The organism is Gaiella sp. (assembly GCF_035710885.1).
In the GTDB taxonomy this organism is placed as follows: domain Bacteria; phylum Actinomycetota; class Thermoleophilia; order Gaiellales; family Gaiellaceae; genus Gaiella.
Map to the genome: position 1 here is coordinate 1 of NZ_DASTCS010000063.1, position 18,699 is coordinate 18,699.

Here is an 18,699-nt window from a genome sequence, read left to right on the forward strand (position 1 = left end):
ACCCAGCCGGCCAGTATCCGCTCGATGTGGTTCTGCCACAACCCGAGCCCGTAGTTGTGCCGGGTGGGAAAGTCGCTGATGTCCAAACGGACGCTGGCGAACCCCGCAACCTGCGCGACTTGCCCCTCGGAGAGGAATCGATCGGCGATTCCGCGCTGATCGAGAACCTCGATGGTGCGGGAGTGCAGACCGCCTGCGCGCGAGCCGGGGAGGTGATGGCTGGCGCGCCGCTCGACGATGGCGACGTCCACCCCCGCCAACGCCAATTCGCCCGCCAACATCAGCCCCGTCGGGCCTCCTCCGGCGATGACCACTGCATGCTCGGTCATCGCCACACTCTGCCTGCGCCCCCCGAGTTCTCGACTGACCCCTTTTCACGCACCCGCACGCGTGAACGTCACATGCGTGACTCCGCTGGGCGAGGAGGCGGCCTCGATCTCATAGTCCTGCTCGAGCCCTTCCAGTCCGTCCCAGAGGCGTACGCCTCGGCCGAGCAGGATCGGGACCACCACGACGTGCAGGTGGTCGACGAGCCCGGCGGCAACGAAGTCGCGGATCACGGTGGGGCCCCCGCCGATGCGGATGTCCTGGCCGCCCGCAGCCTCGCGGGCCTGCTCGAGCGCCTCGGCGGGCGAAGCGTCGATGAAGTGGAACGTCGTGCCGCCCTCCATCTCGATCGACGGGCGCGGATGATGGGTGAGGACGAAGACCGGTGTATGGAACGGGGGGTTGGGACCCCACCAGCCCTTCCACTCCTGGTCTTCGTGCCATCCGGGCGGGCCGAACTTGTTCGCACCCATGATCTCGGCGCCGATCCCGACATCGTGCAGCCGTGTGAAGGCGTCGTCGATGCCGCCGGTGCCGCCGGGCTGGCGGCCGGCCGTCTCGTTCCACCGCCGGGTGGTGAACATCCATTCGTGCAGCCGTTCCCCCGCATGGCCGAACGGTGTGTCGAGGCTCTGAGGCTCGCCGGTGCCGAAACCGTCGAGCGAGATCGAGAAGAACTGGACGCGGGCGAGTGGCATGGCTTCTGCTCCTTCCGTATCGGGGTCAGTTCTCGGACGTGGTGCGGACGAATACGGCTCTCATGTGGCTGCCTCCTGTTTGTCGGGGCCGGGACCGTGAGCGCCTGGAGCGCGAGCATCGCTGCCGCGACCTCCCGGCGACCGCATCGGGGATCGCGGTCGTGGCCCATTCGAGCACGAGCAGCCGCGCACCGGGATCTCGCGCGCAAGTGCTTCGCCGTGCTCGGCGGTCGTTCCATGAAGTGCTCCAGCCGAGGTCGTCCATGAAGGCAACGCACGGACAATGCAGTCGTGCACGGACAATGCAGTCGCCGCAGCGGCAGGAAGGCCGCCGCGACGACCAGCGTGGCGTCGGCCGTCGCCCAGGCGGAGCCGCGCCCGAGGGCGATGGCGAGCACGAATGCGGTCACGGCGAAGGCTGCGGCGAGGAGCTTCGTCAGCGCCGCGTAGAGCGTGCGGGTGATGACGACATCGAATTGTCGTAGAGGCGGTAGCGGCCCGTTGCGACGATCACGGTGGGGATAGACTCGCTCGGGAGGATCGTCGCGGCGCCACGTCGCGGCGCCACGTCGCGGCGCCACCCGGGAGGCGGTGGGGAGTGATGCAGTGGCCAGGCGGGTGATGTCGGCATTGGCGCTCGCCGTTGCGATTACGGCGCTCGGCGCGGCCGTGACGTCCACGACGGCAGCGGCGGTTCCCGCGGTCACCTCGAGCACGAGGACGATTGCCACCGGCGCCGGCCCCCGGCCGGTCCACATCGTCCGCATCGTCCCCGGTCGGGGGGTGCGGCTCGAAGCAGTCTGGCTGGGCGGCGGCCCGGGGCGCACCGGGACCGTGGGTGGGTACATCCGCGCCAACGCCGGTCGCGGCGCGGTCGCCGGCCTCAACGGCGATTTCTTCCTGCTGGCCCGCAACGTCCCCTCCGGCAACCTGCTGATCCACAAGGGCCGCAGCTTCCTCGGCGGCACCAACCGCGGCGCCGCCGCCTTCGGCGCCGACGGCAGCGTCGACATCGTCGCCGGGAACGTGAAGGACGCCGATCTCATCCAAGAGGGGGTGCGCGAGGCGATCTCCGGCAAGCCCGTCTACGTCCACGACGGCCACGTCGGCGACCTGACGACGCTGGAGCCGTATCAACGCGACCACGCCTACCATCGCACCGCGGTCGGGCGGCTGCGGAACGGGCAGACGGCGCTCGTCGTCATCGGCGGCGCAGGCACCTCCGCCCGCCAGTTCGCGCAGGCGCTGATCGGGCTCGGCTTCGTCGAGGCGCTGGGCATGGACATCGACTCCAGCGCGAACGTCAACTGGCGCGGAACGTCCGTCAACCGGCCGGACTACCAGCGGCAGGTCCCGACCGGCATCATCGCGTTCCGCCGAGTCGGCTGAGCGGCGCCCCGGCCGGGCTCGGGCGGCGCGCCTGCCGCCCGGTCCCTACCTGAACCGGGTGCGCACGTTCGATTCCCTCCGGGGCCGGCGAGTGCCTATTTCAGAGGGTTGTTCCCGTCCATCCAGATGATGACCCGATCGAACCGGCCATCGTCGTTGATGGTGAAGAAGTTGCAGTTGTACATCGGCGTGTCCGTCCCGCCGTTGGTCAACGTCACGCGTTGCTCCGTCGCCGCCCGCCGCTGGGCGTCGTCGACGACGAGGTTCGTGATCTCGTGGACCATCGCGTCCCAGCTCGCGAAGAAGTCCGCGAACATCCGCCGGATCTCGTCGGCTCCGGTGAACGTGACGCCGTCCGTCTGCACGGTCAGGGTCGCATCGTCCGCGAAGTGGGACAGGACGTCGTCGACGTCCAGCCGGTCCACTGCGGCGAAGTAGGAGCGCGGCACGGAGGCCAACTCCGCCCGCACGTCGCTCGAGATCGCCTTTGCCACGCTGTCCTCCGATCCGTCGCTCACAGGGCAGGACCCGGAGCGGTCGCTCAGGGAGTGCACCGGCCCCCCGTCAGCGGATAGACTACGAAACCCGGCTGTCTTGCCGGAAATACCTGCAAATCGGTCGCTTCTGCCCGTAGTTCAGCAGCTCGCGCAGCGTCTTCTTACACCGCGTGTGCAAGCTCGATTCTTGCCGGGTCTCTTGGGCGTGTTCCCTACCTTGCTCAGGCCCGGACGAGACTCCGGGAGGCGACGGGAGTGTGGGGCGGAGGGATGGAGGCCTGGCAGCGTTCAGCGCCCGTCTCCCGGCGGTTCCGCGTCTTGCGCCCCGAGAACCGCTTGTTGTCGGTAGGGTGCCGCCCCATCGCCTCCGTTGAGTGAGGCGGCACAGAGGGGGGAGTGACCGTGAAAGCGAAGGGCATGCACCGACTGCTTGCGTGCGCGTTCGTGGGCGCGTTGGTCCTAGGGGTCGCGGCACCGGCCGCGCTCGCGTTCGACTGCACCGTGGCAAAGAAGCCCGCGAGTGCAGGTGCCGTGGGCGTGGTCGACATCACGACCGGGGAGTTCACCCCGACGAAGTCGAATCCCGGTACCGAGGAGAAGCCCCACGGCGGCTTCGTCGTGCTCACCGACGGCGAGAGCGTCACCACGTCGACGTTCCTGCACGCGCCGCAGGGCGTGCTTCCGCCGGTCCGCGAGGGCGGCTCGCAGGCGAACTGCGACGGCAAGGGCCTCGACTCACTCGAGGTCTGCCTCGGCGGCTAGCAACAGGACGCTTGGTGGGGATGAAGTCAGCCCCACTGGCGATCGACGGCACGGGTGGTCGAGACTCAAAGGGGTCGAGCGGGGTTCGTCGTCATTGACGATGATCGCGGTGTCCCCGGGAATTGATGCTCGTTCCTCGAGTCGACGGCGTTAGGCGACCCGAACGGACAAGGAGTGCCCGCTCCGGCGGGCCTCCTTCGTTCCGCCGACGTCGAGCTGGCGGCCACGATGCCGAGAGCCACGATCCCGGCCGCCCCCTCGGGTGGCATCGGCGCGAATCAGCGGGGCCTTCGCTGCGCTATCTGGGCGTCGGACGGCCGGAGGAGCGTGTAGATGAACAGTCCGAGGAAGGGGATGACCAGCATGATGATCGCCCAGGCGGCCTTCGCCGAGACGCTCAGGTCGCCCCGGCGGACGAGGTCGACAACTGCCCGCGCCCAGAGCACGAGGAAGAGGATCACCACCGCCGCGACGAGGATCCGCACAACCGGCGACCCTACACCTGCTCCCGGCCGTCACGAGGCCCGGGGGTCATCGACACCCTTGTGGGGCCCCTCGAGGACATGCGTGAGGACTCGGGTTGAATCCCCCGCGCTCGTGCCTTGCTCGACCGCCGGAGCCGAGCGCCACTCGCAAGCCTTGCGTTCATCTCCGCCCGGATCAGCCACACTTCGAGGATGGCCACCGGCCTGAAAGTCGGCGGTGACGTCGTGAAAGCTCTGGAGGACGTCGGCGTCCCGAGCTACGTCCTCGACACAACGGGAATCGTCCGGTGGCTCAATGCGGCAGCCGAGCGGCTCGTCGGCGACGTTCGCGGTCGCCACTTCACCTCCGTCGTCGCGCCCGAGGACAGCCGACGCGCCCGCGAGCTGTTCTCCCGGAAGGTGCTCGGCACGTCCTCGACCACGGATGCGACCGGCGTCCTCGTCTCGACCGCCGGCGCACGGGTGGCCGTCGAGATCAGCGCCGTGCCGCTCATGAGCGGAGAACGGGTGGTCGGTGTCTTCGGGCTGTTCGAGGGACGCGCTGACGACAGGTCCACAGCGCCGCCCCCGCATCTCACCCCACGCCAGGTCGAGGTACTTCGTCTCTTGGAGCAGGGCCGCTCGACGAAGCAGATCGCCGCCGAGCTCCATCTGAGCACCGAGACGGTCAGAAACCACATCCGCCGTCTCTTTCGGGCCCTCGGCGTCCATTCCCGACTCGAGGCCGTCGCTGCCGCCCGGGCGGGATCGCCCGACTGAATCACGGGTCCGTCGCTCCACGCGGCGGGTAGCGCCGCGCAGCCGGTCAAGAGCAGGTTGGCTCAGGAGCCGATCCAGTTGTTCCGGTGAACCCGGCGTCGCGTGGCTCGCGCTGCGTCGTACGCGCGCATCCTCGCCGTCAGCGTCGGCATCGATCAGCCGACCCTCCCGCGCTCCGGGGGCCGCGCAGCGGCGACGCGCCTGGGACGATGGTAGGGTCGCCGCCTGCGGCTGCGCCAACCTCGCGTGTTCGTGAGGACGAGTGACCTTCGCCGAGCGGCGAAGCGCAAGTGGCCCCGTCAACGGAGGAGGTACCCATGGAACGGTTTCCCTGGCCACGGCTGCCGCACGCCGGGCCCGCGAGACGCCTGCTGCTCGCTGCGGTCGCGGCGCTCACGCTCGTGGTCGTGGCGGCGGTCGGTATGGCCGCGACGTCGGCCACGCCGAACGGCTGTCCGACCGACAAGAGCACGAAGCCGGCCCCGATCGCGAACATCACACCGCCCGCGCGGACCCAGATCGTCGCGTTCAACGTCCTGTCCGGACCGGTCAACGAGGGGACGCAGACCTTCACGCTGAAGGTGCGTGTCGGGAGCACCTGCAGCCGCGACGTCATCGGCGCGAGCGTCTACGTGACAGCGGTGCCGTACAACCAGTTCACCATCCCCGACGAGGAGCTCACCGGGAACGACGGCACCGCGACCCTGGTCTTCCGTCGCGACGCCAACTTCCCCGCGAGCGACCAGCAGCAGCAGCTGACCCTGTTCATCCGCGCGACGAAGCCGGGCGAGGACCCCCTCGCCGGGGTCTCCACCAGGAGACTGGTCGCGGTCCCGTTCGAAGGCTAGTCCCGTTGCTCGCGCACGGCCGCGCCGCGAGACATGCTCCGGCGCGGCCGTCGCAGCCTCGGAGCCGATCGTCAGGCTGCCGGGATCCTTCGCGCTCTGAGAACAAGGATGCGGCGGCCGCTCCCCGAACTCCACCTCGTAACCGGGTGCGACCACCCGCAGCTACCAATCGGAGGCAGCGATGAATGAACGGAGCATGGCCGGCTGGATCGGGTTCGCCGGGATCTTGATGGTGCTGCTCGGCGGGCTCAGCGTCTTCGAGGGGCTGATCGCGCTCCTGGAGGACAACTACTACGTCGTCACCCCGTCGGGCTACCTGCTGTTCGACATCACCGCCTGGGGCTGGATCATGCTGATCTGGGGCCTCATCCTGGCGCTCGTCGGTCTTGCCCTGCTCGGCGGCGCAAGCTGGGCCCGCTGGGTCGCGATCCTGCTCGTCAGCATCAACGTGTTCAGCCAGCTCGGCTTTCTCGGCAACACGAACGACACCGTCTGGCTGCTGATCACGCTGACGCTCAACATCATCGTCCTGTATGCCCTGATCGTCCGATGGCACGAGAGCCAGCGGGAACTGCAAACCCGCTGAAACAACCGGATGGCTTCTGTACGGGGGCACCAGGCGGCGCCCCCGCACAGGAGTGGGTGTTCGACCGAGCCTAGAATGCGTTCCCCGACAAGGAGGGTCGCATGGGGTTGTTGCGCCGTCGCGGTGGGGATGACGGGACGAAGTACCGGATGCGCGAGAAGATGTTCGCGATCGGCGACGACTTCTGGATCGAGAACGCGGAGGGGGAGCGGGCATTCAAGGTCGACGGGAAAGCGCTGCGGATTCGTGACACGCTCGTGCTCGAGGACGCTTCCTCCGGAGCCGAGCTGTACAAGATCCAGGAGAAGAAGCTCACGATCCGCGACCGGATGGAGATCGAGCGCGGAGGCACGACGGTCGCGACGGTCAAGAAGGCGCTGATCACCCCACTTCGAGATCGCTTCTCGATCGAGGTCGAAGGCGGCGAGGACATGGAGGCCAAGGGCAACATCGTCGACCACGAGTACAAGGTCGAACGGGGAGGCAAGAAGGTCGCCGAGGTATCCAAGCGCTGGTTCCGGATCCGCGACACCTACGGCATCGAGATCGCGCCCGAGCAGGACGACGCGCTCATTCTCGCTGTAAGCGTCTGCATCGATCGGATGGCTCGAGGCTGACATACCGCGCTGAGGCGCTTCGGCCCCGTCGCGCACAGCACTCGACCTGCCGGGGCGTCGACGACGGCGGTGACCCGGCCGCCCCACACGCGCCCGGTGGCAGACCGAGGGCCGCCGGCTCGCGTCGCGGCGGCCCTCATCGACGGGACGTGTGCGCTACGCGGCGGGCGTCGCGCAGATGGCGTAGACGGCCAGCTCCCACGACTGCGGGTTGGGGCCGATCTCCTTCGCGTAGGCGAGCCAGCCCTTGCCGCCGTTCGCCGGTCCGCCGCCGACGACGCTGACGCTGTCGGCCAATCCGATCGAGTCCGTCGCGAGGGCGCCGCCACCCAGCACACGCTTGCCCTGGGGGCATACGGCTGCGGCGGCCTTGCTGGCGCTGGAGTCGCTCGGCGACGTGCCCGTGACGACGTCGAGGCCGCTGAGCCCCGGAGGCCCCTGCGGTCCGTCGGCGCCCTTCGCCCCCGGGGTCCCCGGAGCGCCCTTCGGCCCGGTCGCGCCCTTGGGCCCCTGGCCGCCCTTCGGGCCGGCGGGACCCTGCGGTCCTGCGGAGCCTTGCGGCCCCTGCGGCCCCTGCGGGCCCTGCTGACCCTGCGGGCCTGCCGGCAGCTTGCCGGCGAAATCGACCGGCCGGAGCGAGCCGTTGCGGACCTCGTTCGTCGTGATCGAGCCGTTCAGGATGTCGAGGCCGCTCAGCGACTCGTTCTTCACGTTCGCGCCGGTGATCATCACGCCGGCGACCGCCGTGCCGGTTGTCGCCACGAAGAGAGCGAGCAGAGCCACCACCATCGCCGGACTGGGGGTGCGGATCTTCATCGTCTGCTCCTTTCCGCTGCTGGAGGTCGGATGCCCGTACAACCCGCGGGACGCCGATTCCTTACGCGGCCGCCGGAGCAGCTCCGCGGCTCGCTCATCGGGCTCGACTACATTTGAGCCCGGCTCGATGCGGTCGCGGCTCGTCCTCACACGACGCCAGATCCTGGCGTTCCGACGGCGCGTCGGATCGCTCGACGAGCGCATGCGCTTCGGCGCGACGTCGCTGCGCCGCGCGGGGTGGGCGGGCCTGCAGGACAGCATGCCGCGGGCGGCTCTGCTGTCGCTGCACGCGCGGGTCGAAGGCGTCGGGCCGTCGACCTGGGAGCATCGCTCGCTCGCCCAGCTCTGGGGCCCTCGCTACCAGACCTACGTCGTCCCCAGGCGCGACTTCGCGCTGTTCTCGCTGGGGCGGCTGCCCGACAGCCCCAAGGGGCGACAGCGGGCCGAGCGGATGGCTGAGCTGCTGCGCGGTCAGCTCGGCGGTGGACGGATGCCGGACCGGCAGGCCGGGCTCGCGCTGGGCCTGAACTCGAACGCGTTCCGGTACGCGGCGCCGACCGGGACGGTCGCGATCCGCTGGGAGGGCGCGCGGGCACCGACCATCTGGACGGTGCCGGCGCCCGAGATCGACCGTGCGGAGGCGTGCCGCGAGCTCGCGCGGCGCCACCTCCGCGTGTTCGGCCCGACCACGGCCGACGCGTTCGCCCGCTGGGCTGGGATCACCCGCAGCGCGGCCGCGACCGCGTACGCGGCGCTCGGGGAGTCGTTGCTGCCGGTCCGGTCGCCGCTCGGCGAGGAGTTGCTGCTGGCGGAGGACGAGGCCGCGATGCGCGGGGGCGAGACGGCCGCTGCCTCCGCGCGCCTGCTGCCGAGCGGCGATGCGTACTTCCTGCTCCACGGGGCTGAGCGGGAGCTCCTCGTCCCGCGGCCGGATCGGCGCAGCCTGCTCTGGACGTCCCGCGTGTGGCCCGGCGCGCTGCTCGTCGGCGATGAGATCCGCGGGACCTGGCGGCGCGCACAGCACACCGTGCGGATCGACCCGTGGGGCCGCCTGCCCCGGGCGACGCGCGATGCGGTCGAGACCGAGGCGAGTACCCTGCCCCTGCCGGGCATCGATCGGCCGATCGAGGTGATCTGGAACGCGTGAGCTGCGACGAGCTCGAGCCGGTGTAGCTCGTTCGCGTGCTCCGCGCGGCCGGCCGTCCGCCGACGCGGCGGGGGCATGCTGGCCCTCGGCATCGGGCAGGATGTCGCCCGCACAAGACGAAGGCCGGCGCCGGGGGGTCATATCAGGATGCGCTCGCAGTGGTCCGACGGACGTGCGCCCGCCGGGGGACGACGCTGCTCGACGGCCCTTCCTCGCAAGCTCGGACCCGCCACGCGGTGAGCGACCGCAGCGGCGTCGTGCTGGTCGTCGACGACGACCCGGTCAATCGGGCCGTCCTGACCCGGGGCCTCGAGCGGGACGGGCATGTCGTGCGGACGGCCACGACCGGGGAGGAGGGCGTCGTGTCGCTCCGCGCCGCGTCGGCCGACGTCGTGCTGCTCGATGTCGTCATGCCCGGCACGAGCGGGGTCGACGTACTCGAGGAGTTGAAGCACGACGCGGCGCTACGGGACGTGCCGGTGATCATGATCTCCGCCCTGGGCGACTACGACCGCGTCGTGCGCTGCATCGAGATCGGTGCGGAGGACCTTGACGCTGCGGAGCTCGTCGACGACCGCGCCGCCACCGCGCGATCATATCCCGACCGACGAGAGCCGCCCGCTCCGGACGCTACTCGACGTGCCGGCGCTGTGCGTATGCGGCCGCGACCCGCTTCGGAACGACCATCGCCCAGGCGCCCTCGACGAGGTCCCGCATCTCCTCCGAGTCGATCGCCGCGAGCCGCACGTGGACCCAGTGGAAGCGCATATCGGACTCGTCGGGCAGCGAGAACTTCTCGGGCTCTGCCTCGACGAGCGCGTCGCGCCACTCCTTCGGGAAGCCGAAGCCCATCGTCTCCCCGTCGCGCGAGAACGACAGAAAGACAATCCTCCCGACCCGGAACTTCAGCCGGCCGCGGACGACCACCTCGTAGCTTCGCGGCAGCGTCACCGCGAGCGCGCGAACCTCGTCGACCGTGACCGGCACGCCGCCGGTCAGGATAACGCCGCCTACGCGGCTACCGTGCCGGGGCCGCCGCAGGCCAGGCGTCCGCAACAGCGAGTTGGCCGGGCTTCAGCTGTCCAGGCGCGAGACCTCGAGGTCGAGGTCGCCCTCGATGCGACGCATCACCTCGTCGCTGATCTCGCCGGCGTTGCGGAGCCCGACGACTGCGTCTCGCTCCGCCTCGAGCAGCTCGCGGCGCACCCGCTGGTATTTGATCGACCGTCTCTCGATCTTCCCGTCTCCGTCCGGATCGGACCGCGCCGAGAAGCGGTCGATCCGAAACCGGTACTGGCCTCGAAGGCGTTGGGCCGAGTCGTCGAGCACCCGCCCCTCCGCGACCAGCTCGTCGAGACGGTGGAGGGCGGCCTCCGCAGCCATGACCCGCGCGTGCGCTTCCTCGCTCTCGGCGGCGCTCTCGTCCGCCTCCAGCCTCAGCCAGCGGATCGCGAGCGGCAGGGACAGGCCCTGCACGACGAGCGTCGCGAGCACGACGGCGAACGCGAAGAAGACGATCAGGTCGCGGCCCGCGAACGGCGCCCCCGTGTCGGTCTCCAGCGGGACCAGCAGCGCGGCCGCGATCGTCACGGCCCCGCGCATGCCGTTCCACGCGATGAACGCCGGATGGCGCCACGGCGGTGCAGGGTCGCGCTCGCGGATGCCCGGGAACAGCCAGCGGGGGACGTAGGTGGCCGGGAAGACCCAGATGATGCGGAGGGCGATCACCGCGAGCACGATCACCACGGCGTCGCTCACCAGCGCCCAGCCGGCGCGCCCGGAGAGCCCGTCCAGGATCGGCCGCAGCTGCAGCCCCACCAGGCCGAACAGCAGCACGTTGAGCAGGAACGTGACGATCTCCCAGAACCCGCGGGCCTGGAGGCGTGTCTGCACCGTCGTCAGCTCGGGCGTGTACCAGCCCATGTAGACGCCGGCCGTGACGACCGCGAGCACGCCCGAGACGCCCAGCGCCGAGGCGGGCAGGAACGCGAAGTACCCGGTGAGGAACGCGATCGTCACCTCGAGCGGCGGGTTGTCCAAGGGGCGCCGCACACGGCGGATCACGTAGCCGACGGCGAGGCCGACCGCGATCCCGCCGACGACGTTCAACACGAGCGATCCCGCGGCGTCCCAGGGGGCGAACGACCCCGCAACCGCGGCGACGATCGCGGTGCGCAGGAGCACGAGCGCCGTGCCGTCGTTGACGAGGCTCTCGCCCTCGACGATGTCGATCAGGCGCCGCGGGACACCGAGCCGCTTCCCGATCGCCGTGGCGGCGATGGGGTCGGTCGGCGACACGACCGCGCCGAGCACGAACGACTCAGCCCAGCCGAGATCGGTGATCGCGTGCGCGACGACGGCCACCCCGACCGTCGTCAGGCCCACGAGCCCGACCGCGAGCAGCGAGATCGGCCGGATGTTCTGCCGGAGCTCGCGGAGCCCGGTGAAGTACGCCTGCACGTAGAGGAGCGGCGGCAGGATCCCGACGAGCACGAGCTCCGGGGGCATCGTCAGCTTCGGCACGCCGGGCCCGAAGCCGAGCAGCAGCCCGCCGAGGACGAGCAGGATCGGATACGGGATCCGGAGGGGGCCGGCCAAGATCAGGAGCGCGGCGGCCGAGACCAGGAGCGCGAGCAGCTGGAGCTCCTGCTCCCTGCCGAACTCGAGGACAAGCGCGGAGCTGGCGAGCGGAATCACGCCGACAGCCTAGGTCTCGCGGTCTGACGGACGGGCCGCGCCCGCCCGCTGCGCTACGGTGTGTGCAGCGTCCCGTGTCCACACTCCCACACGAGCGCGCCGCATGCTGCTTCGGGGAGTCTCGCGAAGGGATCCTCATGAGGAAGGCATGGCGGCGGCTGCTGGGTCGGTTGCACGCGACGCGGGAACGGATGCTCGCCCGCGGCAGGGGAGGTTCCGAGGTCGGTCACGAGCCTCGGGTCGGGGCGTGACCGAGCCCACCCCGGCGGGTGGGCCCGAAGGGGAAGACCCGATGGGAACGACCGCCAAGCCGATCTTCCAGTTCCTCCGAAGCCGGGGGGCGCGCGTCGCCTGTCCCTTCTGCGCGCACGAGGAATGGCACGGCTGGGACGAGCGGATCACGCTCGAGCACGCGATCGGGAGCGAGGCCGTCGACCGGCACGGCGAGGCGTTCCCGCTCACCTGCGCCAACTGCGGCTTCATCAGGCTCCAGTCCGCGCACGTGCTCGACGACCCGCGGGCCCAGGAGCGCAACCAGCGGGACAGCTAGGCCGTCGGTATCGAGGCCTTCCCCGACGGACGTCCCTGCCTCAGCCGGCGGCTGCGCTCGGCCTCGGCGTTGAGCTCGCCGCCGAACAGCAGCGACAGGCCGGCGAGCCAGAGCCAGGTCAGCGTCACGATCACCGCCGCGAGCGAGCCCCACGTCTTGTTGTAGGAGCCGAACCAGGTCGTGTAGAGCGAGAACGCCGCGGAGGCGAGCAGCCAGGCGATGACGGCGAACACCGCCCCGGGTGTCAGGAACTGCCAGCGCGGGTGGTCGACGTCCGGTCCGAGGTAGAGAACGACCGCGAACGCGGCCAGCAGCGCCGCCACAAGGATCGGCCACTGGCCGATCCACCAGAGCATCGCGACGGCCTTCTCCGCCTCGAGCGCCTCCCCCAGCCAGGCCTGCACGTGCGGCCCGAGGATCAGCAGGACGCCCGCGAGGAGAGCCGCGGCGCCGACGCACACCGCCATCACGAGGGCCGTGAGCCGGCTGCGGAGGAAGCCGCGCCGGTCTTCGCGCTCGTACGCCACGTTGAGCGCCGTGATCACCGTGCTCATCGCGCTCGTCGTCGACCACACCGCGAGCACGAGGCCCGTCACCGTCAGCGCGACCCCCGTCGACGGTCGCTCGACGAGCCGCTGCAGGCTGTCGCCGAAGAGCGTCGCGGCGTCCGGCGGCGCGACCGCGGTGAGCTTGTCGACCATGCTCTCGACCGTGTCGGCGTCCGCCACGAGGGTGAACACGCCGAGTACCACGAGCAGTACGGACGGGATCGCGAAGAACGCGCCGTACGCCAGCGCCGATGCCATCATCGGGACGTTGTCGTCGATGGACTCGCGCGCCGCGCGGACGAAGATCGCCCGCCAGTCCGCGAGCGAGAGGTCGCGAAGCCCCGGGTCCCGAAGCTTCGGCTCGCGACGCTCGGGCTGCGGCCCAGGTTCTTTCGTCTCGAGCTCGTCCGCCCAGCTCACGGCACTACGGCTCCGTGCGCTTCCCCGCCGTCACTCGCCCTCGCTCGAGGCTCCGCCGCCGGCCTCCTCGTCCGCATCGGGATAGTCGGCCTCGAGAGGGTGGTCGCCTTCGCCCCCGGGGCCCGGATCGGGCTGGCCGGGCGGGGTCTGAGGGCTGGGCACGGGATCAGGGCTCGGCGCCGGCTCGGGGACATCGGGGCTGGGCGCGGGCTCGGGGATGTTGGGCGGCGGGACGTCGGGCTCGGTGGGGCTCGGCTCGCTCACGGCAGGGCTCCTTCAGGTCGGTGGCTCGGACACCCGCCTACCCTTGCCGACGGCTTTCGAATCGAGGGGGTTAGCCGCGCACCTCTACCGACTCGAGCAGGACGCCCTGCGCGGCCGCGCCCGTGACGCTCTCGTCCATCGTCGCGTCGACGGCCGATCCTTCCGCGATCGTGCCGCGCGAGGCGTCGAGCCAGTGCTCCACGAAGTGCTCGGGCGTGAAGTGCGACAGCGCGCCGAGGCGCACCCGGATCCGCGCGACCGACCCCGCGCCCTCCGCCTCCGCCACGGCCAGCACCTTGCGCACGAGGTCGTCCATCAGCGCCCGCTCGTGCACGGCGCCTCCAGACCGAGCTCGGTCAGCACCGCATCCACGAGGCCGTCCACGGCCTCGGCGACGGCCGGTGTCATCTCGTCGCCCATCCCGAACGCGGCGCCTTCGAGACCGAGCACGGCGACACGGCGCGGCGCCCGGCCGAGGGCGCGGCCGAGCTCGAGCGCGTCGGCGATCCCCATTGCGTGCGTCGATGCCAGCCTCAGGTCGCGCGGCAGCGGGGCGTCGCCCACCTCGAAGCGCCGCATCGTCCCCGGCGGGGCGCCGCTGCGCAGCGCGTCGACCACGACGAGCGTCTGGAGCCCGTCCCACATGTCCAGCAGCCGCGTCGGCTCGTCCGCGCAGTCGAGCACGGGCGCGCCCGCCGCGCGTAGGCGCTCTGCCACGACCGGCCCGACGGCGTCGTCGCCGCGGAAGGGGCTCCCCAGGCAGACGGCAGCGACGTTCAGAGGCGCTCGACCTCGAAGCGGAGGAAATGGGTCGCGCACGAGATGCACGGGTCGTAGTTGCGGATCGTCTGCTCGCAACGGTGCGCCAGCTCCTCGTCGGGCAGCTCGAGCGCGCCGCTCACCACGCCGACCAGGTCCTCCTCGATCGTCTTCTGGTTCTGGGAGGTGGGGGGCACGATCTTCGCGTCGAGGATCGTCCCCTCGTCGTCGATCCGGTAGCGGTGCCAGCAGATCCCGCGCGGCGCCTCGGTGCATCCGTACCCCGAACCGGCGCGCGGGACGCAGGTGACCGCAGGGACGTCCGGCCGCTCGTACTCGCCGATGATGCGCAGGGCCTCGCCGGCCGCGTACACCGTCTCCACCGCGCGGACGACGATCGAGCGGAACGGGTTGCGGCAGACGGGCCCGAGGCCCGCCTCCGCCGCCGCCTCCTTGGCGACGTCGGACAGCTCCTCGTAGTTGAGGGCGTACCGGGCGAGCGGGCCGACCAGGTAGGCGCCGACGCCCTCGAGCGTCGAGTGCAGCGCGTTCGAGCGCTCCACGTGGTTCTCGGTGAAGTGCTCCTCGTACCCGTCGACCGAGATGTCGAGCCCCGTGCTGGAGACGATCCGGCCGCGCTCGATCGGGTACTCGCCGGGGCTGCGCAGCGAGACGAACGCGTAGTCGCGCTCGTAGTCCGGGAAGTCGAACCCGGCTGTCCAGCGCGTCAGCTCGCGCGCCGCGTCGCGCGCCCACTCGAGCTCCGGGACGAGCGCGCGTAGCTCTGCGGCGGTCGGCGCGCGGTAGAAGCCGCCGACGCGGAAGTTGATCGGGTGCACCTCGCGGCCACCGATGACGCGCATCAGCTCGTTCCCGAGCTTCTTCAGCCGCAGCGCGATCTCGACGAGGTCGCGGCGGTCGCGGGCCAGCTCGATCGCCCCGTCGTAGCCGAGAAAGTCGGGCGCGTGCAGCATCGCCACGTGCAGGACGTGGCTCTCTATCCACTCGCCGCAGTAGATGAGCCTCCGGAGCGCCTGCAGCTGTGCGGGCAGCTCGACCCCGCAGACCTGCTCCATCGCGGCGGCAGAGCTCGCCATGTACGCGATCGGGCAGATGCCGCAGATGCGCGCGGTGATGTCCGGCGCCTCCGTGAAGTGCCGCCCCCGAAGCAGCGCCTCGAAGAAGCGCGGCGGCTCGAAGATCTTGAACTGCACCTCCTCGAGCGCGCCGTCGCGGACCCGGACGAGCATCGCCCCCTCGCCCTCGACGCGTGCGAGATAGTCGGTACGGATCTCGCGCGTCCCGTCACTCATGGTCGAAGCTCGCCTCCCTGAAGGCAGGTGCGTTCGCGTTGAAGGTGCGCAGTGCCCGCAGCATGACCTGGTCGCCCGCGCCGAGCTCCTGCCACTGCAACGCCAGCGCCTTGATGTTGGGGGACTCCATCGGACCGAAACAGCCGTAGCAGCCGCGGCCGTAGGCAGGGCAGATCGCGCCGCAGCCGGCCTGGGTGACCGGGCCGAGGCACGGCGTCCCGTGCGCGACCATCACGCACGGCGTGCCCCGTGCCTTGCACTCCATGCACACGCTCGTCGAGGGTAGGCGCGGCCGCCGCGCGTTGAGCAGCGCGCTGACCGTCTCCACCAGCTGTGCCTTTGAGATCGGGCACCCGCGCAGCTCCAGGTCGACCGGTACGTGGTCGGCGATCGGCGTGGAGGTCTCGAGCGTGGAGACGAACTCCGGCGAGGCGTAGACGAGGGGGATCCACTCGCGCACGTCGGCGAAGTTCCGGAGCGCCTGGATGCCTCCCGCGGTGGCGCACGCGCCGATGGTGATCAGGACGGCGGACTGCTCCCGCACCTCGTGGATCCGCCCCACGTCGTGCGCGGTCGTGACCGAGCCCTCGACGAGCGAGATGTCGTACGGGCCCTCGATCTCGGCGCTCGTCGCCTCGGGGAAGTACGCGATCTCGACGCCTTCGGCGATCGCGAGCAACTCGTCCTCGCAGTCGAGGAGCGACAGCTGGCAGCCGTCGCAGGAGGAGAACTTCCACACCGCGAGCTTGGGCCGGGCGGCGGCGGTCACAGCTCGCGCACCTCCATCAGGCGGGTCATCGCGGCCGCTGGGAACACGGCTCCGTCACGGCAGATGAGCGTCGGCCCGAGCTGGCAGTGCCCGCAGTGCCCGACGGCGCAGCGCATGTTGCGCTCCATCGAGATCCAGATGCGCTCGAGTGGCATCCCCCGGTCGACGAGGGATCTGACCACGAACGTCATCATCACCTCAGGGCCGCAGACGAGCGCCGCTGCACTCGCGGGATCGAAGACCGCGCCCGGGATCAGCGTCGTCACGAGCCCGACGCGCCCGTGCCAGCCGACCGCGGCAGCGTCGACCGTCACGTCGACCTCGACGTCGAGCCGCGCGCGCCACCGCTCCAGCTCCTCCACGAAGAGCAGGTCCTCGGGCGTTCGCGCGCCGACGAGGACCGAGACCGCCCCGTAGTCGTCCCGCCGCCCGAGCGCGTGGCGGATCGCAGGGCGGAGCGGCGCGAGGCCGATCCCGCCCGCGACGACGACCAGGTCGCCGCCGACCGCCTCGGCCAGCGGCCACTCGGTACCGAACGGCCCGCGCACCCCGACGACCGCGCCGGGCTCGAGAGCGCAGAGCGCCCGCGTCACGGCTCCGACGGCGCGGACGGTGTGGGTCAGCGGCCCGTCGCCCTCGTGGTCGCCGCTGGTCGAGATCGGCACCTCGCCGATGCCGAAGGCGTGGAGCATGTCGAACTGCCCCGCGCGCGGGCGGATGCTCTCGTCAAGTGGCTCCAGCTCGAGCGTCCACGTGTCGGCGGTCTCGGGCCTGCGGGAGACGACCCGGTACGGGACCGGGGTCATCGCGCCGCGGAGGGCGGGTTCAGCCGACGCCGACGCCATAGACGTCCAGGAGCCGCACTCTCGCGTGCTGCAGGCGGTCGATCATCACGTGTCCGAAGCGCTTCATCAGCTCGTAGCCGAGCTCCTTGTCGTCCTCGCACTTGCCGCGCAGGCACGCGCCGTCTATCGCGATCGCGCGCACCGGCGTCGCGGCGCGGGCGTCGAAGTGCCAGCGGTAGGGCTCGAAGAGCCACGACCAGCCGACGACGTCGTCGCGCTCGATCGTCTCGATCACGAGCCCTCCGCGCTCGGGCGTGTGCAGCTCGAGCGCCACGCGGCCGCGTCGGACGACGTAGAACGTGTCGGCCGGCTCGCCGTCCCGGAAGAGCAGCTCCTGCTCCTCGAAGCCGACGTTCTTGGCGCAGCCCGCGATCAGGGTCAGCGCGTCCGCGTCCAGGCCGGCGAACACGGGGGCCTGGGCGATCAGCTCATCCAGCGTGCGCACGGTCCACCTCCCCGTCCGTGGCACGGATCGCGGCCAGCTCCTCGGTGACGTCGATCGCGACCGGGCACCAGGTGATGCACCGGCCGCAGCCGACGCAGCCCGACGTGCCGAACTGGTCGAACCACGTGCCGAACTTGTGCGTGAGCCACTGGCGGTAGCGCGCCCGCGGCGAGCGCCGCACGCTGCCGCCGTGGATGTACGAGTGCTCGGTGGAGAAGCACGAGTCCCAGCTCCGCCAGCGCTCGCTCGATCCGTCGGCGAGGTCGTTGACGTCGTCGACCGAGCTGCAGAAGCAGGTGGGGCAGACGAGCGTGCAGTTGCCGCACGTGAGACAGCGCTCGGCCACCTCCGCGAAGCGCGGGTGGTCGAGGTTGGCCGCCAGCAGCTCCGGTAGGCCGGCCGTCTCGAGCTGCCGCCCCATCCGCTCGGCCGCGGCATCCGTGATGCCGAGCGCCGCTTCGCGGTCGTCGCTCGTGGCCTCACGGATCGGGAGCGCCGCCAGGACCAGTCGGCCCCGGTCCGAACCGGCCTCGACGAGGAACCGGTGCCCGCCGTCCATGAGCTCGGTGAGCGCGAGGTCGAACCCGCTCTCGGCCCGCGGGCCGGTCCCCATCGACGTGCAGAAGCAGGTACCGCCGGGCTCCCCGCAGTTGACGGCCACCACGAAGGCCCCCTCGCGGCGCAGGGCATAGTCGCGCTCGACGTAGCGGCCCTCGAGGAAGACGCGGTCCTGGATCGCGATCGCGTGCAGGTCGCACGAGCGGGCGCCGAGCAGCGCAAGCGGGCGCTCGGGGGGCGACTCCTCGTCGATCGCCGGCGGGCCGCCCGTCGGCTGCGCGGCGCGCCACAGGCGCACGCGCGACGGGAACAGCTCCTGCTTCCAGGAGTGAGGGCCGACGGCCCAGCCGAACACGGCGTCGTCGGCGCGCCGCTCGACCCGGTAGGTGGCGGCCTCGCTGTGCGCCGTCCAGCCGTGCGGCAGCTCGTCGGCGGATTCGATCTCGTCCAGCACGATCGCGCCGTCGCGCACCGTCGGGCCGACGACCCGGTACCCCTCGCGGCGGAGCGTCTCGACGAGCGTCGAGAGCCCGTCGGGCCCCATCACGTGGGTGTCGGCGTCGGCGGTGCGCAACTCGGCCACGATTCGTCTGGAGCCAG

General features: G+C 71.0%; 24 protein-coding genes and 1 pseudogene. 9 read left to right on the forward strand and 16 right to left on the reverse strand.

Annotated elements, in window-relative coordinates; genetic code table 11:
- Together VFO26_RS14925 and VFO26_RS14930 are read right to left on the reverse strand one after the other, a co-directional pair.
- The coding region (locus VFO26_RS14925; protein ID WP_325115845.1) for an FAD-dependent monooxygenase at positions 1-329 on the reverse strand (329 nt) is incomplete at its 3' end.
- 45 nt (positions 330-374) lie between these two features.
- Positions 375-1,025 (reverse strand): dihydrofolate reductase family protein, encoded by a 651-nt coding sequence (locus VFO26_RS14930; protein ID WP_325115846.1) that lies wholly within the window; start codon positions 1,023-1,025, stop codon positions 375-377.
- A gap of 606 nt (positions 1,026-1,631) precedes the next feature.
- On the opposite strand from VFO26_RS14930, the gene VFO26_RS14935 reads away from it, so the two are divergent.
- A complete protein-coding gene (locus VFO26_RS14935; protein ID WP_325115847.1) occupies positions 1,632-2,414 on the forward strand; it encodes a phosphodiester glycosidase family protein in 783 nt (260 codons plus the stop codon).
- Positions 2,415-2,509: 95 nt separating this feature from the next.
- Here VFO26_RS14935 and VFO26_RS14940 read toward each other — a convergent pair whose 3' ends face one another.
- Positions 2,510-2,908 (reverse strand): nuclear transport factor 2 family protein, encoded by a 399-nt coding sequence (locus VFO26_RS14940; protein WP_325115848.1) that lies wholly within the window; start codon positions 2,906-2,908, stop codon positions 2,510-2,512.
- Between the two features lie 405 nt (positions 2,909-3,313).
- Between VFO26_RS14940 and VFO26_RS14945 the strand changes: the two genes are divergently transcribed.
- A complete protein-coding gene (locus tag VFO26_RS14945) occupies positions 3,314-3,673 on the forward strand; it encodes a hypothetical protein (RefSeq protein WP_325115849.1) in 360 nt (119 codons plus the stop codon).
- A 278-nt stretch (positions 3,674-3,951) separates the two neighbouring features.
- Here VFO26_RS14945 and VFO26_RS14950 read toward each other — a convergent pair whose 3' ends face one another.
- Positions 3,952-4,158, reverse strand: a complete 207-nt coding sequence (locus VFO26_RS14950; RefSeq protein WP_325115850.1) for a PLDc N-terminal domain-containing protein — start codon at positions 4,156-4,158, stop codon at positions 3,952-3,954.
- Between the two features lie 192 nt (positions 4,159-4,350).
- On the opposite strand from VFO26_RS14950, the gene VFO26_RS14955 reads away from it, so the two are divergent.
- From VFO26_RS14955 to VFO26_RS14970, 4 genes are all read left to right on the forward strand, one after another.
- The gene (locus tag VFO26_RS14955) at positions 4,351-4,917 is read left to right on the forward strand and encodes a helix-turn-helix transcriptional regulator (protein ID WP_325115851.1); all 567 of its coding nucleotides are present in this window, start codon (positions 4,351-4,353) and stop codon (positions 4,915-4,917) included.
- A gap of 317 nt (positions 4,918-5,234) precedes the next feature.
- A complete protein-coding gene (locus tag VFO26_RS14960; protein ID WP_325115852.1) occupies positions 5,235-5,765 on the forward strand; it encodes a hypothetical protein in 531 nt (176 codons plus the stop codon).
- Between the two features lie 196 nt (positions 5,766-5,961).
- Complete coding sequence (locus VFO26_RS14965) at positions 5,962-6,351, forward strand: DUF7144 family membrane protein (protein WP_325115853.1); 390 nt, start codon at positions 5,962-5,964, stop codon at positions 6,349-6,351.
- 101 nt (positions 6,352-6,452) lie between these two features.
- The gene (locus tag VFO26_RS14970) at positions 6,453-6,968 is read left to right on the forward strand and encodes an LURP-one-related/scramblase family protein (RefSeq protein ID WP_325115854.1); all 516 of its coding nucleotides are present in this window, start codon (positions 6,453-6,455) and stop codon (positions 6,966-6,968) included.
- A 156-nt stretch (positions 6,969-7,124) separates the two neighbouring features.
- Here VFO26_RS14970 and VFO26_RS14975 read toward each other — a convergent pair whose 3' ends face one another.
- Positions 7,125-7,784: a hypothetical protein gene (locus tag VFO26_RS14975; RefSeq protein ID WP_325115855.1), complete on the reverse strand. Its 660-nt coding sequence runs from the start codon at positions 7,782-7,784 to the stop codon at positions 7,125-7,127.
- Positions 7,785-7,911: 127 nt separating this feature from the next.
- On the opposite strand from VFO26_RS14975, the gene VFO26_RS14980 reads away from it, so the two are divergent.
- Together VFO26_RS14980 and VFO26_RS18005 are read left to right on the forward strand one after the other, a co-directional pair.
- Entirely contained in the window at positions 7,912-8,931 is a 1,020-nt protein-coding gene (locus VFO26_RS14980) for a DNA glycosylase AlkZ-like family protein (protein ID WP_325115856.1), read from the forward strand.
- A gap of 257 nt (positions 8,932-9,188) precedes the next feature.
- A pseudogene (locus VFO26_RS18005) lies at positions 9,189-9,467 on the forward strand (response regulator); the annotation flags it as partial.
- 94 nt (positions 9,468-9,561) lie between these two features.
- Here the strand turns inward: VFO26_RS18005 and VFO26_RS14985 are convergent.
- Positions 9,562-9,918 (reverse strand): MmcQ/YjbR family DNA-binding protein, encoded by a 357-nt coding sequence (locus VFO26_RS14985; protein ID WP_325115857.1) that lies wholly within the window; start codon positions 9,916-9,918, stop codon positions 9,562-9,564.
- Positions 9,919-10,005: 87 nt separating this feature from the next.
- Positions 10,006-11,628 (reverse strand): Na+/H+ antiporter, encoded by a 1,623-nt coding sequence (locus tag VFO26_RS14990; RefSeq protein WP_325115859.1) that lies wholly within the window; start codon positions 11,626-11,628, stop codon positions 10,006-10,008.
- 247 nt (positions 11,629-11,875) lie between these two features.
- Here VFO26_RS14990 and VFO26_RS14995 point away from each other — a divergent pair, with 247 nt between their 5' ends.
- Positions 11,876-12,178 (forward strand): hypothetical protein, encoded by a 303-nt coding sequence (locus VFO26_RS14995; protein ID WP_325115860.1) that lies wholly within the window; start codon positions 11,876-11,878, stop codon positions 12,176-12,178.
- Here the strand turns inward: VFO26_RS14995 and VFO26_RS15000 are convergent.
- The 9 genes from VFO26_RS15000 to VFO26_RS15040 form a co-directional block, all read right to left on the reverse strand.
- The gene (locus VFO26_RS15000) at positions 12,175-13,146 is read right to left on the reverse strand and encodes a YihY/virulence factor BrkB family protein (RefSeq protein ID WP_325115861.1); all 972 of its coding nucleotides are present in this window, start codon (positions 13,144-13,146) and stop codon (positions 12,175-12,177) included. The two genes, VFO26_RS14995 and VFO26_RS15000, sit on opposite strands and share 4 nt — an antisense overlap.
- 30 nt (positions 13,147-13,176) lie before the next feature.
- Positions 13,177-13,410 carry a hypothetical protein gene (locus tag VFO26_RS15005; RefSeq protein ID WP_325115862.1) on the reverse strand — a complete coding sequence of 78 codons (234 nt, stop codon included), beginning with the start codon at positions 13,408-13,410 and terminating at the stop codon, positions 13,177-13,179.
- Between the two features lie 70 nt (positions 13,411-13,480).
- On the reverse strand, positions 13,481-13,726 hold the full coding sequence (locus VFO26_RS15010; RefSeq protein WP_325115863.1) for a hypothetical protein: 246 nt from the start codon (positions 13,724-13,726) through the stop codon (positions 13,481-13,483).
- Positions 13,726-14,238, reverse strand: coding sequence for a hydrogenase maturation protease (locus VFO26_RS15015; RefSeq protein WP_325115864.1), 513 nt, complete (start codon positions 14,236-14,238; stop codon positions 13,726-13,728). The genes VFO26_RS15010 and VFO26_RS15015 overlap by 1 nt, the downstream gene beginning before the upstream one ends.
- Entirely contained in the window at positions 14,187-15,482 is a 1,296-nt protein-coding gene (locus VFO26_RS15020) for a Ni/Fe hydrogenase subunit alpha (protein ID WP_325115865.1), read from the reverse strand. Before VFO26_RS15020 ends, VFO26_RS15015 begins: the two co-directional genes overlap by 52 nt.
- Positions 15,475-16,251, reverse strand: a complete 777-nt coding sequence (locus VFO26_RS15025) for a hypothetical protein (RefSeq protein ID WP_325115866.1) — start codon at positions 16,249-16,251, stop codon at positions 15,475-15,477. The genes VFO26_RS15020 and VFO26_RS15025 overlap by 8 nt, the downstream gene beginning before the upstream one ends.
- Entirely contained in the window at positions 16,248-17,057 is an 810-nt protein-coding gene (locus VFO26_RS15030) for an FAD/NAD(P)-binding protein (RefSeq protein ID WP_325115867.1), read from the reverse strand. The genes VFO26_RS15025 and VFO26_RS15030 overlap by 4 nt, the downstream gene beginning before the upstream one ends.
- A 19-nt stretch (positions 17,058-17,076) precedes the next feature.
- The gene (locus VFO26_RS15035; RefSeq protein WP_325115868.1) at positions 17,077-17,541 is read right to left on the reverse strand and encodes a cyclic nucleotide-binding domain-containing protein; all 465 of its coding nucleotides are present in this window, start codon (positions 17,539-17,541) and stop codon (positions 17,077-17,079) included.
- On the reverse strand, positions 17,525-18,685 hold the full coding sequence (locus tag VFO26_RS15040; RefSeq protein ID WP_414653106.1) for a 4Fe-4S dicluster domain-containing protein: 1,161 nt from the start codon (positions 18,683-18,685) through the stop codon (positions 17,525-17,527). The genes VFO26_RS15035 and VFO26_RS15040 overlap by 17 nt, the downstream gene beginning before the upstream one ends.
- Between the last annotated feature and the right edge of the window lie 14 nt (positions 18,686-18,699).